This window comes from Rhizobium sp. G187 (genome assembly GCF_051549525.1).
Taxonomy (GTDB): domain Bacteria; phylum Pseudomonadota; class Alphaproteobacteria; order Rhizobiales; family Rhizobiaceae; genus Allorhizobium.
Map to the genome: position 1 here is coordinate 663,431 of NZ_JBPUGM010000003.1, position 13,090 is coordinate 676,520.

Sequence of the window (13,090 nt, forward strand, 5' to 3'; positions counted from 1 at the left end):
GGATGTTTGGATGAACTCTTCGCCGGAATTCCTCTTTGTGGCGCTCGCCGATCCGACACGGCGAGCGCTGTTCGAGCGGCTCTGCCGCGACGGTACCCAGACAGTCGGCGTGCTCACCGCCGGTGCCGGAGTGTCGCAGCCAGCTGTCTCGAAGCATCTCGCCGTCCTGAAAAGGGCAGGTCTGGTGGAAGACCGCGTCAGCGGACGTCTGCGTCATTATAGCGTTCGTCATGGGGGACTTGATCCGCTGACCGCCTGGGCTCGCCAGATGGAGGGTTTCTGGACTGCGCGTTTCGATGCCCTTGATGATCTCCTCGACAGGATGGACCAATGAAAAATAGCAACACTGAAAATCTCTCCGTGGTGGTCGAACGTGAGTTTCGCCATGCGCCGGACAAGATCTGGCGGGCCCTAACCCAACCTGATCTGATCGCAGAATGGCTGATGCAGAATGCCTTCGCGCCGGAAGTCGGCCACCGCTTCACACTGGCTGCCGACTGGGGGTCTGTCGATTGCGAGGTGCTTGTGGTCGAACCGGCCCGGTGTCTTGCCTATAGCTGGAACTCTGGAGCGCTGAAGAGCCTTGTGACGTGGACCATCACACCGAGTGGCGCGGGCACGCGTCTGCGAATGGAGCAGACCGGCTTTGGTCGGGATCAACCGCAATATTACGGAGGCGCCAAAATGGGGTGGCCGCGTTATTTCGACGGTCTCGAACTGGTCCTCGACCGGATCACATGAGTGCCATTCATCGGTCTATCAACGCATATAGGCAAAGGGGTCTCGCCATGTCTTTCAGTCATCGCATGCGCCAATGGCATCGGGTCCTGTCACTCGCCTTCACCCTGGCGGTCGTCGCCAATCTGGGGGCAATGATGATCCCTGGGTCGCCACAGTGGATCGGTTTCCTGGCTCTGGCGCCCTTGCTGCCGCTTCTGGCAACGGGGATCTACCTCTTCATCCTTCCCCACCGGCGGCGCGGGCTTGCTGCGCGCGAAACAAAGGATCCCATGACGCAGGAAGGTTTTCAGACGACCGGTCGGTCCAAGAGGAGAGGGGCCATCGGCTCTCGCCGCCCGGGTTGACCTGATGAAGTTCTGTGCAGTCAGGTGGTCAGACCTTGTCGCGCAAAGAAGAAAGGCGACCCGAGGGCCGCCTCCCACAATGGTTTAATCGGAGGCGCCTTACTCAGCCGAAACCGTCTTGCCGCCTTCCCATTTGTAAACGGCAAAGCTCTGCGAGGTCAGGTCGCCCGTCTCGCCATAGGTCAGCTTGCCGATGGCGGTCGGGATTTCCGAGCCGTCCTTGAGGGCTGCGGCCACGGCTTCGGCGTCGTCGGCGCTTCCGGCCTTGGTGATGCCGGCAGCCAGCACTTCAACCGCGGCATAGGCGTTGAGCGTGAAGGCTTCAGCCGGAACGGACTTTGCGGTCAGGGCAGCAACGGCAGCCTTGCTGTCGTCGTTCTTCAGCGCATCGGCAGCATTGGTGAAGATCGTGCCTTCGGCAGCGTCTCCGCCGATCGTCACGAATTCATTGTTCGACAGGCCGTCACCGGCGATCAGCTGGGCGGAAAGACCGGCGTCCTTCATCTGACGGACCATCAGACCGGCTTCCGGGTGGTAGCCACCGAAATAGATGACTTCGACGCCTTCCGCCTTCAGGCGGGTGATAAGCGCGCCGTAATCCTTCTCGCCGGCCGTCAGTGCGTCGTTGAAGACTTCGGTCACGCCGCCCGCGTTGAGGGCAGCCTTGAAGGCATCGGCGAGGCCCTTGCCGTACTGACCCTTGTCATTGATGATGGCGATCTTCTTGTCCTTGAACTTTTCAAGCACGAGCTTGGCAGCCACATCGGCCTGCTGGTCGTCGCGGCCGCAGGTGCGCAGCACGGTTGTGAGGCCGCGTGCGGTGAGGTCAGGGGCGGTGGCCGTCGGGGTGACCATCAGCGTGCCGTTTTCGGCAAGTACGCTGGAGGCAGGCACGGCAACGCCCGACGTGACGGGGCCGACGACGAAGCGTACGCCTTCGCCGACCAGCTGGTTGGCGGCCGAGACGCCCTGCTTCGGTTCGCCGGCATCGTCGGCAACCTTGATGACAAGCTGTTCGCCGTTGACGCCACCCTTCTTGTTGATTTCCTCAACGGCGGTCTCGGCGCCATTCTTGATCTGCGCGCCGACGGCGGCCAGCGGACCTGTGAGCGGTGCCATCAGACCGATGACGATGTCTGCGCGCGCGGCAGGGGCGGCAGCGATCAGGGCCGCAAGGGCGGTCGCTGCGAGTAGGTGAAATTTCATGTCGTGCTCCTTGGGTGGCGCAACCGATCTTTGTCGATTTTAGCGCCGGCTGGGTTCTTTTGTTTCGTTCCCCAGACCAGCTTTAGCCAAAATCGGAAGGAGACAAAAGACCGCGAGCAGCGGTCATCTGTCACGCCCAGGAGTTTACCACGATGATTGTTGTCGTTTGGGCCGATCAGCGGATGGCGATCAGAGGATGGCGACGCGCTGACCGTATGGCGTGTCGCCATCGAAATCGCTGTGTCCGATTGTGTCTGCCTGGGCGAGCATGCCGTTGCCGGCTGCCGCCGCTTCCTGCTGCTTGCGCAGTGCCAGCTCTGCCATTGCGATCTGCTGCAATTCCATCAGGTCATTGGCGATCTGGGCGCGGCGGGCGGCAAGCTGCATTTCTTGCCGCTCGGGAGCGGCGACCGGAGCCTTGACGGTGCTGGCTTCGGAAGAGGGATCCTTGCGGAACATGCGTTTGAAAAGGTCGACCACGGGTTTTCCTGCCGGGACGTGCTCCGGGCCGGTTGCCGGCGACCTGATGTCGATAGCGAGGCGGCTGGATGCTGCTGTACTCGTCGGCTGAACCTTGCGCTGTCATTCGCGTCGGGTTCGGCTGGGCGAATCTCTTGTCGCAGGATAAGGGGCGATTCGCTGTCAGACAAGATGGTCTGCGGTCCAGTCAGGAAAGATCCGTCGTGATCGGGTTTTCAAGGCGAGCGGCGCAAGAAAAAGCGGCCACTCGGACCGCTTTTTCCCAACTTATCGGTGGCTGGTCTCAGATGTTCTTTTCCAGCACCTTGCGGAGCTTGTCGAAGAGTTCGTCGATCTGCTCCCTGGTGATGATCAGCGGCGGCGACAGCGCGATGATATCACCCGTGGTGCGGATCAGCAGACCATCGGCATAGGCGTTGAGGAAGGCGTTGAAGGCGCGCTTGGTCGGCTCGCCGTCAATGGGCTTCAGTTCGATTGCGCCGATCAGGCCGAGATTTCTGATGTCGATGACATTCGGGCAATCGCGGAGAGAATGCAGCTTTTCTTCCCAGTAGGGTGCGATCTCGGCGGCACGGGTGAGCAGGCCCTCGTCACGGTAAGTGTCGAGCGTGCCGAGCGCTGCGGCCGATGCGATCGGATTGCCGGAATAGGTGTAGCCGTGGAAGAACTCGATCATATGCTCGGGGCCGGCCATGAAGGCGTCATGGATTTCGGCGGTGACGAAGACAGCGCCCATCGGAATGACGCCGTTGGTCAGGCCCTTGGCGGTGACCATGATGTCAGGCTTCACGTCGAAATACTGCGAAGCAAAGGGCGTTCCGAGACGACCGAAGCCGGTGATGACTTCGTCGAAGATCAACAGGATGCCGTGCTTGGTGCAGAGTTCGCGCAGGCGCTGCAGATAGCCCTTTGGCGGGATCAGGACGCCCGTCGAGCCGGCGACGGGTTCGACGATGACGGCCGCGATCGTCGAGGCGTCATGCAGGGTGACGATCCGTTCCAGTTCGTCGGCCAGATCGCCGCCATGTTCGGGCATGCCCTTGGTGAAAGCGTTTTTGGCCGGCTGATGGGTGTGGGGCATGTGGTCGACGCCGGTGAGCAGCGTGCCGAACATCTTGCGGTTGGAGACAATGCCGCCGACTGAAATGCCGCCGAAGTTGACGCCGTGATAACCGCGCTCGCGGCCGATCAGACGGGTGCGCGACCCTTGCCCCTTTACGCGCTGATAGGCGAGCGCGACCTTGAGGGCAGTCTCGACCGATTCAGAGCCGGAATTGGTATAGAGCACATGCGCCATGTTGTCGGGCGCGATGTCGATCAGGCGGTTGGCGAGTTCAAAGGCTTTCGGGTGGCCGAGCTGGAAGGCAGGAGCGTAGTCCAGTTCGCCGGCCTGCTCGCGGATCGCTTCGGTGATCAGCGGGCGGCAGTGGCCGGCATTGACGCACCAGAGGCCTGCCGTGCCGTCAAGCACCTGGCGGCCGTCATGGGTGGTGTAGTGCATGTCCTTGGCGCCGACGAAAAGGCGCGGTTCCTTCTTGTACTGGCGGTTCGCAGTGAACGGCATCCAGAAGGCGCGCAGATCGTTGGGCGTGGAATTGAGGCGGTTCGACATCGTGTTCTCCATGGCCTTGTCATCACGGGCGGCCACTGCCCGGCCCCGGTTGATGCGCCGGTGGCTTTGCTTGCGTCGTCACGTTAGCAGTGATCGAAACACCGTCAAGGCGGCATCACGAAAGGTCATGGATCCCTGAATTTAAGTGATGCGCCTCGCGGGTTGCGCGATCGCCCCACCGCCATCGAGAATGGCCTGGGAGGGGGCATCGTTTCCTCCCTGCATGTTTGCAGATGGCGGCGGACATGAAAAAGCCCCGGCCGGTCATTCGGGACGGGGCTCGATCGGTTCCGGATCGTGACCGGATATCTTCAACGCAGTTATCCCACGGGATGGTCGGGCTCTACGCCGCGTTCCATCCGCTTGGGAGCGCTGTCATCAAGCGGCGTTCTTCGCGGCCGCAGGGGCGCAATAGATGCTTTCCAGTGTCGACAGGATCTTAATGACCGATTCCGACGTGGAGGAGTAATAGATGGTCTGGGCGTCGCGGCGGGTCTTAACCAGCTTCTGCGCGCGCAGCTTGGACAGGTGCTGAGACAGTGCCGATTGGCTGAGGCCGACCTGGTTGGCGAGCACGCCGACCGGAACCTCACCTTCAACGAGGCTGCAGAGGATCATCAAGCGCTTCGGGTTCGCCATGGCCGACAGCAGGCTTGCTGCTACGTTGGATTGCTCCGACAAATCTCTTGTTTTCATCTGTTCAACTTTCCTATCTCGATTGCCTGATGGGGGAGGGGCAGTCGTTGAAAATCCGTGCCTTAGCTATGACACGAAATGTAGCAGGGGCTCCAAATTTGTATATGCCTAAATTTAAGGTACTGCGTATACTGAATTAGGTAACTCTAAAATCATATGTGTTTTTGTTCGGATTGGCTCTAAAAACTCATGCCGAATTAATAAGTCCTTGTAAGATATATCGATTCCGGAAGAATCAATACCAGTGAAAGTCCACTCTCCAGGTGGTGCGCCATAGGTAGTGGTGGCGATCTTTTCTGCAAGCCCCGGAAACAGCACCCCCAATTCTAGCAGTAGGTCTGCTTCGCACCCCCAGAAATCACAGTGGGTCGTCTCGATGCGAAAATCCGCTCCCGAGAGGTGATAGGCGCGGCCGAAGCCGCCATTCAGACTGCCACGCTCCGCCACGAGGCGGAAAAAGCGGAAGTCGGGAAAGTCGATATAGAGCTTCGATTTCGGGTGGCGTGCGAGGAAGCGCTCACGCAGCCGCGCATGATCTGAGCTGCCGCGTTCAACCGCCTGCGCGCTGCATTGCAGGCTGAGCCTGGGATAGGCGAGCGGGTCCCCCTTGCCTGGCTCACCGACGAGAAGGCTCGTGCGTGGATCGGTCGTCAGTGCCCTGGTATGGGCGGAGAGCTCAGAGACAAGAATGACGGCAGCGCCATCGCTATCGCTGCCGATAAGGACCCGGCTGACGGCGGGGAAATGCGTGTCCGGATCGATCACGCCGATGGCTGCATAGCGCGCGCCACGCAGGAGGACGCGTGCCTGTCGGCGCGCATCCTCGTCCGTCTCGCGAATCACCTGGGGCCGGTCGGCGGGTTTTTCCGTCGGCTGGCCAGCGGGCTCGCCCGCTGGCTGCTGCCTGGGATCTGTCTCGGGCGTCGTCATCATTCATCCTGTTTCGGACGAGGCGACGCGCCCAAGGTTCAAGCCTTGCGGCGGTGCCGCGTCAGTCCGGTGATCACATCCTGTGCATTGATCGTGCCGATGACGGCGCCGTTGTCAACGACCCCGATTGTGCCTGGTCGCTGCGACAGGGCGTCAAGCACCTCGACCAGCGCCGTTCCGGGCGCTGTGGTGCCGCTGACCATGGCGTCCTGTGGCGAAGCGCCGGGGCGCATGACGTCGGCAGCGGTCAGCATGTTGATCGGGTTCATGTTCTGAACGAAGTCCGCGACATACTGATTCGTCGGGTTCTGGACGATCTCCTGTGGCGTTCCACACTGGATGATCCGCCCGCCTTCCATGATGGCGATCCGATTGCCGATGCGGAAGGCTTCGTCCAGGTCGTGGCTGACGAAGAGAATAGTCTTCTTCAGGCGGGCCTGGAATTCGAGGAGCTCGTCCTGCAGACGGGTGCGGATCAACGGATCGAGTGCCGAGAAGGGCTCGTCCATCAGAAGGATCGGGGCGCCTGTGGCAAAGGCGCGAGCGAGACCAACACGCTGCTGCATGCCGCCCGAGAGTTCATTGACCTTGCGGTGCGCCCATTGGCCGAGATTGACCAGTTCCAGCTGCTGGGCAACAGTCTTCTGGCGCTCGGCATCTGGCACGCCCGCCAGCTCGAGGCCAAAGCCGACATTTTCCGCGACGGTCCGCCAGGGCAGGAGGCCGAACTGCTGGAAGACCATGGAGACGGTGTGCATGCGCAGGTCGCGCAGATGTGCCGCCGGGGTCTTGTAGGGGTCGACATAGCCCTCCGCGGTCTTGACGCCCACGGAGCCGCGGACCACTGGGGCGAGGCCATTGACGGCCCGCAGCAGGGTCGACTTGCCAGAGCCGGAGAGGCCCATCAGCACGAGGATCTCGCCTTCCTTGACCGTGAGCGAGGCCTCGGCGACGCCAAGGACGAGGCCGGTTTCTCGGCCGATTTCGTCGCGGGTCTTGCCTTCGTCGATCATTTCGATGGCGCGGGCCGGATTGTCGCCGAAGACGATGTCGACATTTTTAAAGATGACTGCGTCGGTCATGCGTCTTCTCCTGGAATGCGGAAGATCCGGTCGAGGATGATCGCCAGGATGACGATGCACAGGCCCGCCTCGAAGCCGCGGGCAATATTGACGGTGTTGAGCGCACGCACCACCGGCACGCCGAGGCCGCTTGCACCAACGAGTGCTGCGATCACCACCATCGACAGCGACAGCATGATGGTCTGGGTGAGGCCGGCCATGATCTGCGGCATGGCGAAGGGTAGTTCCACCTTGCGCAGCACCTGCATCGGCGTTGCACCGAAGGCGACAGCCGCTTCGACGAGCGAAGGCGGCGTCGAGATGATGCCAAGGCGCGTCAGGCGGATCGGGGCGGGAATGGCAAAGATGACCGTTGCGATCAGACCGGGCACCATACCAAGTCCGAAGAGGATCAGCGCCGGGATCAGATAGACGAAGGTCGGAATGGTCTGCATCAGGTCGAGCACGGGGCGAACGCCTGCATAGAGCCAGGGGCGACGGGCGCAGGCAATGCCGACGGGCACGCCGATCACCATCGAGACCCCGGTTGCGGCCAGCACCAGAGCCAGCGTTTCCATCGTCTCTTTCCAGTAGCCCTGATTGTAGATGAGGAGCAGGCCGAGGAAAGTGAAGGCGACGACGCCGAGCGAACGGCGTATGGCCCAGGCGACCAGCGAAAAGACGAGGATCATCAGGATCGGATAAAAGCTCTCTGCCGCCGTGCCCTTCACGAAGGTGCCTTGCAGCACAAAGAGCATGGCGTTGATCGACGCGCTCAAAATGGTGGCGATGAAGTCGAAAACGAAATCGACATTGGCGGTGAGCCAGTCGACGAAGCTCTTCGAGCCGGGGCCGATGGGCAGTTTGTAGTCAGTCAGGAAATCCATGCGTGTCCCCGAATAGGCTTATGATCATTGCCTGGAGGCCGCGCGGCAGGGTCCTCCCTCCCGGCCGCGCGGTTCCACATTCGATGAACGAAGATTAGAGGCCGAGGGCCGTCTTCACTGCAGCAAGACCATCGCTGCCGTCCTTGGTCGTGACGCCGGCGAGCCATGGCTCGATTGCTGCCGGGTTGGCCTTCAGCCAGGTGCTGGCGGCGGCTTCCGCATCTTCACCGTCATTCAGGATCTTGCCCATGATCTCGTTTTCCATCTGGAGCGAGAACTTGAGGTTGGTGACGAACTTGCCGACATTCGGGCACTCGGTCGTGTAGCCGGCGCGTGTGTTGGTGAAGATGGTCGCGCCACCGAAGTTCGCGCCGAAGATCTCGTCGCCGCCGGACAGATAGGTCAGCTTGAAGTTGGCGTTCATCGGATGCGGTTCCCAGCCGAGGAAGACGACGGGTTCGCCATCCTTTTCGGCACGAGCAACCTGGGCCAGCATGCCCTGTTCGGAGGATTCAACCACTTCGAACCCGTCGAGGCCGAACTTGCCGCCGTCGATCATGTCGAGGATCAGGCGATTGCCGTCATTGCCGGGCTCGATGCCGTAGATCTTGCCGCCGAGCGCGTCCTTGTTCTTGGCAATATCGGCGAAGTCCTTGATGCCGAGTTCAGCGCCCTTGGCGTTGGTCGCGAGCGTGTATTTTGCGCCTTCAAGGTTCGGTCCGAAGATTTCGACCGATTTGTCGTCGCGATACGGCGCAATATCGGCTTCCATGGTCGGCATCCAGTTGCCGAGGAAGACGTCAATGTCCTTGTTCTTCAGCGACGAGTAAGTGACCGGTACGGAGAGAACAGTGGTCGTCGGCTCGTAGCCGAGCGCCTTCAGGAGCACCGAAGCGGTTGCCGTGGTGGCCGTGATGTCGGTCCAGCCGACATCGGAGAAGCGAACGGTCGAGCAGCTTTCGGCTTCGGCAGCGGAGAGCGGTGCCGCGCTGACGGCGATCAGCGATACGGTGGCTGCGAGAAGGCGACGACAAGTGGTGAGGCTATTCATAGTGAAGACTCCCGGTTCTTTTTTTGAGGTTCCCAACTCAACATTCAATACCCGAAATTGCAAGGAGGCCCGCGCATTTGCGTCGCAGGAGCGGCCCCGTTTGCGACTCTGACAAATTTTGTGTGTGAGATGCGGTGTTCGTCGCCCTGGACGCCGATCTTGCCCGGATTGATCCGCGTCAAAGCGCGGACTTGTGGAACCGGTCCATCATGCTTCTTATCAGCGATGCTGCATCGGCAGCGCGTGAAGGGAATATAGGAGTGTTCATGAAGACGTCGTCCAAATTCGTGTTGCTTTCCGGTGCCATGGCCATGCTGGCCGCGCCGGTGTCGGCGATTGCGGCCGGGGATCCGGTTGCCGGCGCCAAGGCCTTCAAAGTCTGTCAGGCCTGTCATGTCGCCACCGAGGCGAAGAACAAGGTGGGCCCGCATCTCTCTGGCGTCGTTGGCCGCGCCGTGGGTACGGCCGAAGGCTACAAATACTCGCCGGCCATGACTGAATTCGGCCAGGGAAAAGTGTGGGACGAAGCGCTTCTCACCGAATATCTCAAGGCGCCGAAGGCCATGGTCAAAGGGACAAAGATGGCCTTTGCCGGCGTCAAGAAAGACGAGGATATCGCCAACATCATCGCCTATCTCAAGGATCCAGCGGCTGGCGGTCAGTAAGGCCTGTATTTCGACCCTGAATTGCGACGGTGTTGCTCCGCTGTCGCAATTTTCCACCAGAAGATCTTGTAGCGTCATCAACACCCTCCATATCGGTAGGGTGTAACGCATGTGTGCGATGCGATACTTTTTCGTGTCTGGAAACGCGTTATGGTGGCCACGACAAGGGTCCGGCGCTTTGCCGGTGGGACGACAGGGAGACGACATGGCGAGTTTGCAATCCTTCGACAGTGAAATCGAGAAGACGCGGGCGATCGTTGCGGAGATGCGTGGCAAGATCGAGCAGTCGGGCAGTGTGCTCGATACGCTGGCGAAGAGCGACAGCAAGCTCACCGATCCGAATTTCGACATCGAAAACGCCCGGATTTCGGATGTGCTCAATCAGCAGAAGGTGATGGAATCGAACATCGCCGACCTGATCATCGGGCTCGAGGATGCGACCAATGTCTTCGGCTCCGAATTCGAGAGCATGAAGAGCTTCTCCGGCTTTGAAAAATTCATCGGTGTCTTTTCGAGGCAGCGGGCGCAACGGATGCGCACCGAGCGCGTGCGCAACATGTCGCTTGCCGGCAATCTGCAGGAACTGCTGGCCAAGTCGGATAGCATTGTCGGCATCCTGAAGGACCAGAAGGCTGTGCTTGAGCAGCGTTATGCGAGTTCGGAACAGAGCCTGATCCAGGTCATCGAACGGCGCAAGCAGACCATTGCCAATCTGGAGACGACGCAAACCCGGATCGAGCAGCTGAACCCGATGTTGCTCGACATCGAGAACAAGATCGCCGCCTCGACCGACACCGGCCAGCGGACCGATCTGGAGGCCGAGCGTTCCAAGCTTGCGACCGAATACAATCAGGCCCAGGCGCGCGAGCAGGAACTCTTGGCGGAAAGCCAGACGCTGGAGCGCTACACCTCGATGTTCCAGACCTTCGTCGATTCGCTCAACAACCAGATCGCGGCGCAGAACACGCTGATCAACAAGCTGACCATCGATACCGAGCAGCGCATCGTGCTCTACAAGGCGCTTGAGGATTCGTTGAAGACCGCTGCCCAGCAGGAGGTTGCTCACCGGATCAACACGCTCGGTTCCCAGGTCGATACGGCGGCCGAGGAAACCATGGCGGGCATTGGTGCTGCCGCCCAGCGCCATATCGGCGATCTCCTGGAGCTGCACGAGAAGAACATGCTCTCGACCGCGGATATCCAGCGCCGCAAGAAGCTCGCCGACGATGCATTTTCCCGCCGCTTCCAGACGGTGATCGAAAAGCACAATTCGGCCAATTACGTGAAGCCTTGAAGCGGGCCGGAGCCGCCCGCTGTTTCAGGAGAAAGATAGCATGAGTAATAATGCGGTGCCTGCGCAATCCGGCGTGGGCAGCTCGGTTCTGCGTGGCCTCATTCTGGCCGGTGTTGCGGGTATCGCCGTCCTGATGGTCGTCACCGGCAGTTTCTACACGGTTGACGAAGGTGAGCGCGGGGTCATCCTGCGCACCGGCGCCGTGGTCGGGACAGCCGAGCCGGGCCTTGGCTTCAAGCTTCCTTTCCTTGACCGGGTGGTCATGGTGAGCACGCAAAGCCGCGCCCAGATCTATGACGAAGTGGCCACCTATTCCCGCGACCAGCAGGCGGCAAACCTGAAGCTCTCGGTGAACTATCGTCTGCCGCCCGACCAGGTGGAGCGGATCTATGCCGATTACGGCGGCGAGGATGGTCTCGTCAGCCGCCTGGTTGACCGGCGGGTCTATGAGCAGACGAAGACGGTCTTCGGGCGGTTCAATGCGGCGACCGCCATTCAGGAGCGCGCGCGCCTCAATGCCGAGATCGAGCAGGCAATCCGCGAATCGGTCATCGGGCCTGTGATCATCGACAGCGTGCAGGTCGAGAACATCGATTTCTCCGAAGCCTATGAGCAGTCGATCGAAAACCGCATGCTGGCGGAGGTCGAGGTACAGAAACTGCGCCAGAATGCCGAGCGCGAGAAGGTTCAGGCCGAGATCACCGTCACCCAGGCTAATGCCCAGGCGGCATCGATCCGGGCGGAAGCCGAGGCGCGAGCCGAAGCCACCCGTCTTGCCGGCGACGCCGAGGCCGATGCGATCCGCGCCAAGGGTGCGGCCTTGCGCGACAATCCGGAACTGATCAACCTGACCGCTGCCGAGCGTTGGGATGGGCAACTTCCGACGACGATGATCCCGGGAGCGGCCGTGCCCTTTATCGGCACGAAGTAAGGGCGCAGAGAGATAGCGTCGGGGGACGAGGGAGATGACGCGATGATCCATGCAACCGAAACGGCGGTTTCGCCCTATTTCAACGCCATTCGCTCGGCGCTTGGCGGACTGGAGACATTTTTCTCCGGTCCGCAGCCGGCGGACGCGCTGCTTGGGCAATCAGCGCTTCACATGCTTCCCTATCTGGACCGGCTGCGCAATTCCTTCGCCTGCTGGCAGAACCGCATCGACTTTACCGGGCAGTTCCGCATCGCCCGGGCTGAGAGCGGTTTTCCCGTCTTTCAGAACGTTCTGGAACTGGAAAACGATCGGGCAGGTTCAGCCCAGCGGCTCGCCGCCATTCCGGCTGCCGATGCGCTGAAGCAGGACATGGTGGATTTTATCCTGCGCCAGCGTGCCTTTCCGTCAGCCCTGCAGCAGCAGATCGCCGAGCGGCTCTATCTGGAGCGTGTCAGTGCCGGCGAAATTTTCTCGCCTCTGGTCTTGCCGACGACCGTGGGGGTCGCGGTCAATCCGAAGTCGCGTCGGCCGAGCTATCTCGTCAGCTGGGCAGCGTTTGATGGCACGAGCACGCTGCCGATGATCTATCTGGCCACCGTCGAGGACAGTTCCGAGAATGTCGGCCGTATCCTGGTGACGGAGGAAGGCAGGCTGAACGCCGAGGTCGAGATTCCGCTGCCGGTGGGCGGCCTGCTCAATCCGGACCTTGCACGGGCCTTTGATGATTTCTGCGGCAAGAATTCGTCCTATTCGCTGACGCCGGCGACGATCGCCACAAACATGGATCGGGATTTCGAGATGCTGCATCCGAAATCGCTCGGCCGTGTCGTGCTTGGTCCCTTTTATTCCGCCGGGATTACCGAGAATACCGGGCGTGTGAACGACATCCTCAGCCGGGTGCGCAAGCCTGAGAATGCCTGGGTCATGACCTGGACCGTGCAGGAGGTGTTTTCCAAACGCGAGCAGCCGGCGGTGAAGGGCTTCTTTTCCTCGACGCCGGCATCGCAGGAATTCCACATCGAGACCCATGATCTCGAAGCGGCGCGCATGGGCGTCTCGGCTTACGAGAAGCACGCGCTTGTGCCGCATGATGCCTATCAGGCGCTGTATGCAGCCGGCGAGACCAAGGCGGTCTTCGAGAATTTCAAGGTACACGTGATTTCCGGCGACCAGATCGTCAGCGAGGTTTGAG

Annotated in this window: 15 protein-coding genes; 7 read left to right on the top strand and 8 right to left on the bottom strand. The window is 60.9% G+C overall.

Annotated features, from left to right (window positions below; genetic code table 11):
• Nucleotides 1-10: 10 nt before the first annotated feature.
• Genes ACSV9I_RS12340 through ACSV9I_RS12350 form a run of 3 tightly spaced genes read left to right on the top strand, consistent with a single transcriptional unit; the run spans nucleotide 11 to nucleotide 1,085 of the window.
• On the top strand, nucleotides 11-334 hold the full coding sequence (locus ACSV9I_RS12340) for an ArsR/SmtB family transcription factor (protein WP_438329095.1): 324 nt from the start codon (nucleotides 11-13) through the stop codon (nucleotides 332-334).
• The gene (locus ACSV9I_RS12345; protein WP_438329096.1) at nucleotides 331-741 is read left to right on the top strand and encodes an SRPBCC family protein; all 411 of its coding nucleotides are present in this window, start codon (nucleotides 331-333) and stop codon (nucleotides 739-741) included. Before ACSV9I_RS12340 ends, ACSV9I_RS12345 begins: the two co-directional genes overlap by 4 nt.
• A gap of 47 nt (nucleotides 742-788) precedes the next feature.
• Nucleotides 789-1,085: a hypothetical protein gene (locus ACSV9I_RS12350; RefSeq protein WP_438329097.1), complete on the top strand. Its 297-nt coding sequence runs from the start codon at nucleotides 789-791 to the stop codon at nucleotides 1,083-1,085.
• A 99-nt stretch (nucleotides 1,086-1,184) separates the two neighbouring features.
• Here ACSV9I_RS12350 and ACSV9I_RS12355 read toward each other — a convergent pair whose 3' ends face one another.
• From ACSV9I_RS12355 to ACSV9I_RS12390, 8 genes are all read right to left on the bottom strand, one after another.
• A complete protein-coding gene (locus ACSV9I_RS12355; protein WP_438329098.1) occupies nucleotides 1,185-2,291 on the bottom strand; it encodes a branched-chain amino acid ABC transporter substrate-binding protein in 1,107 nt (368 codons plus the stop codon).
• Nucleotides 2,292-2,480: 189 nt separating this feature from the next.
• On the bottom strand, nucleotides 2,481-2,771 hold the full coding sequence (locus ACSV9I_RS12360; RefSeq protein ID WP_438329099.1) for a hypothetical protein: 291 nt from the start codon (nucleotides 2,769-2,771) through the stop codon (nucleotides 2,481-2,483).
• A gap of 283 nt (nucleotides 2,772-3,054) precedes the next feature.
• Nucleotides 3,055-4,383 (bottom strand): aspartate aminotransferase family protein, encoded by a 1,329-nt coding sequence (locus tag ACSV9I_RS12365; RefSeq protein ID WP_438329100.1) that lies wholly within the window; start codon nucleotides 4,381-4,383, stop codon nucleotides 3,055-3,057.
• Between the two features lie 378 nt (nucleotides 4,384-4,761).
• Nucleotides 4,762-5,079 carry an ArsR/SmtB family transcription factor gene (locus tag ACSV9I_RS12370; RefSeq protein WP_054157322.1) on the bottom strand — a complete coding sequence of 106 codons (318 nt, stop codon included), beginning with the start codon at nucleotides 5,077-5,079 and terminating at the stop codon, nucleotides 4,762-4,764.
• Nucleotides 5,080-5,193: 114 nt separating this feature from the next.
• Nucleotides 5,194-6,012 carry a HugZ family protein gene (locus tag ACSV9I_RS12375; RefSeq protein ID WP_438329101.1) on the bottom strand — a complete coding sequence of 273 codons (819 nt, stop codon included), beginning with the start codon at nucleotides 6,010-6,012 and terminating at the stop codon, nucleotides 5,194-5,196.
• A 35-nt stretch (nucleotides 6,013-6,047) separates the two neighbouring features.
• Nucleotides 6,048-7,091, bottom strand: coding sequence for a choline ABC transporter ATP-binding protein (gene choV / locus ACSV9I_RS12380; RefSeq protein WP_438329102.1), 1,044 nt, complete (start codon nucleotides 7,089-7,091; stop codon nucleotides 6,048-6,050).
• Nucleotides 7,088-7,957: a choline ABC transporter permease subunit gene (gene choW, locus ACSV9I_RS12385; protein ID WP_438329103.1), complete on the bottom strand. Its 870-nt coding sequence runs from the start codon at nucleotides 7,955-7,957 to the stop codon at nucleotides 7,088-7,090. Before choW ends, choV begins: the two co-directional genes overlap by 4 nt.
• A 94-nt stretch (nucleotides 7,958-8,051) precedes the next feature.
• Complete coding sequence (locus ACSV9I_RS12390; protein ID WP_438329104.1) at nucleotides 8,052-9,008, bottom strand: choline ABC transporter substrate-binding protein; 957 nt, start codon at nucleotides 9,006-9,008, stop codon at nucleotides 8,052-8,054.
• 266 nt (nucleotides 9,009-9,274) lie between these two features.
• Between ACSV9I_RS12390 and ACSV9I_RS12395 the strand changes: the two genes are divergently transcribed.
• The 4 genes from ACSV9I_RS12395 (at nucleotide 9,275) to ACSV9I_RS12410 (ending at nucleotide 13,089) form a co-directional block, all read left to right on the top strand.
• Nucleotides 9,275-9,673: a c-type cytochrome gene (locus tag ACSV9I_RS12395; protein WP_054157420.1), complete on the top strand. Its 399-nt coding sequence runs from the start codon at nucleotides 9,275-9,277 to the stop codon at nucleotides 9,671-9,673.
• A gap of 205 nt (nucleotides 9,674-9,878) precedes the next feature.
• The gene (locus ACSV9I_RS12400; RefSeq protein WP_438329105.1) at nucleotides 9,879-10,967 is read left to right on the top strand and encodes a hypothetical protein; all 1,089 of its coding nucleotides are present in this window, start codon (nucleotides 9,879-9,881) and stop codon (nucleotides 10,965-10,967) included.
• A gap of 40 nt (nucleotides 10,968-11,007) precedes the next feature.
• The gene (locus ACSV9I_RS12405; protein WP_054157327.1) at nucleotides 11,008-11,898 is read left to right on the top strand and encodes a prohibitin family protein; all 891 of its coding nucleotides are present in this window, start codon (nucleotides 11,008-11,010) and stop codon (nucleotides 11,896-11,898) included.
• 42 nt (nucleotides 11,899-11,940) lie between these two features.
• Nucleotides 11,941-13,089 carry a hypothetical protein gene (locus tag ACSV9I_RS12410; RefSeq protein ID WP_082352427.1) on the top strand — a complete coding sequence of 383 codons (1,149 nt, stop codon included), beginning with the start codon at nucleotides 11,941-11,943 and terminating at the stop codon, nucleotides 13,087-13,089.
• The last annotated feature ends 1 nt before the right edge of the window (nucleotide 13,090 follow it).

Bases quoted from the DNA above. Each gene is read 5' to 3' on its own strand.
- ACSV9I_RS12340 (WP_438329095.1), top strand. From the start codon at position 11: ATGAACTCTTCGCCGGAATTCCTCTTTGTGGCGCTCGCCGATCCGACA.
- ACSV9I_RS12345 (WP_438329096.1), top strand. From the start codon at position 331: ATGAAAAATAGCAACACTGAAAATCTCTCCGTGGTGGTCGAACGTGAG.
- ACSV9I_RS12350 (WP_438329097.1), top strand. From the start codon at position 789: ATGTCTTTCAGTCATCGCATGCGCCAATGGCATCGGGTCCTGTCACTC.
- ACSV9I_RS12355 (WP_438329098.1), bottom strand. From the start codon at position 2,291: ATGAAATTTCACCTACTCGCAGCGACCGCCCTTGCGGCCCTGATCGCT.
- ACSV9I_RS12365 (WP_438329100.1), bottom strand. From the start codon at position 4,383: ATGTCGAACCGCCTCAATTCCACGCCCAACGATCTGCGCGCCTTCTGG.
- ACSV9I_RS12370 (WP_054157322.1), bottom strand. From the start codon at position 5,079: ATGAAAACAAGAGATTTGTCGGAGCAATCCAACGTAGCAGCAAGCCTG.
- ACSV9I_RS12375 (WP_438329101.1), bottom strand. From the start codon at position 6,012: ATGATGACGACGCCCGAGACAGATCCCAGGCAGCAGCCAGCGGGCGAG.
- choV (WP_438329102.1), bottom strand. From the start codon at position 7,091: ATGACCGACGCAGTCATCTTTAAAAATGTCGACATCGTCTTCGGCGAC.
- choW (WP_438329103.1), bottom strand. From the start codon at position 7,957: ATGGATTTCCTGACTGACTACAAACTGCCCATCGGCCCCGGCTCGAAG.
- ACSV9I_RS12390 (WP_438329104.1), bottom strand. From the start codon at position 9,008: ATGAATAGCCTCACCACTTGTCGTCGCCTTCTCGCAGCCACCGTATCG.
- ACSV9I_RS12395 (WP_054157420.1), top strand. From the start codon at position 9,275: ATGAAGACGTCGTCCAAATTCGTGTTGCTTTCCGGTGCCATGGCCATG.
- ACSV9I_RS12400 (WP_438329105.1), top strand. From the start codon at position 9,879: ATGGCGAGTTTGCAATCCTTCGACAGTGAAATCGAGAAGACGCGGGCG.
- ACSV9I_RS12405 (WP_054157327.1), top strand. From the start codon at position 11,008: ATGAGTAATAATGCGGTGCCTGCGCAATCCGGCGTGGGCAGCTCGGTT.
- ACSV9I_RS12410 (WP_082352427.1), top strand. From the start codon at position 11,941: ATGATCCATGCAACCGAAACGGCGGTTTCGCCCTATTTCAACGCCATT.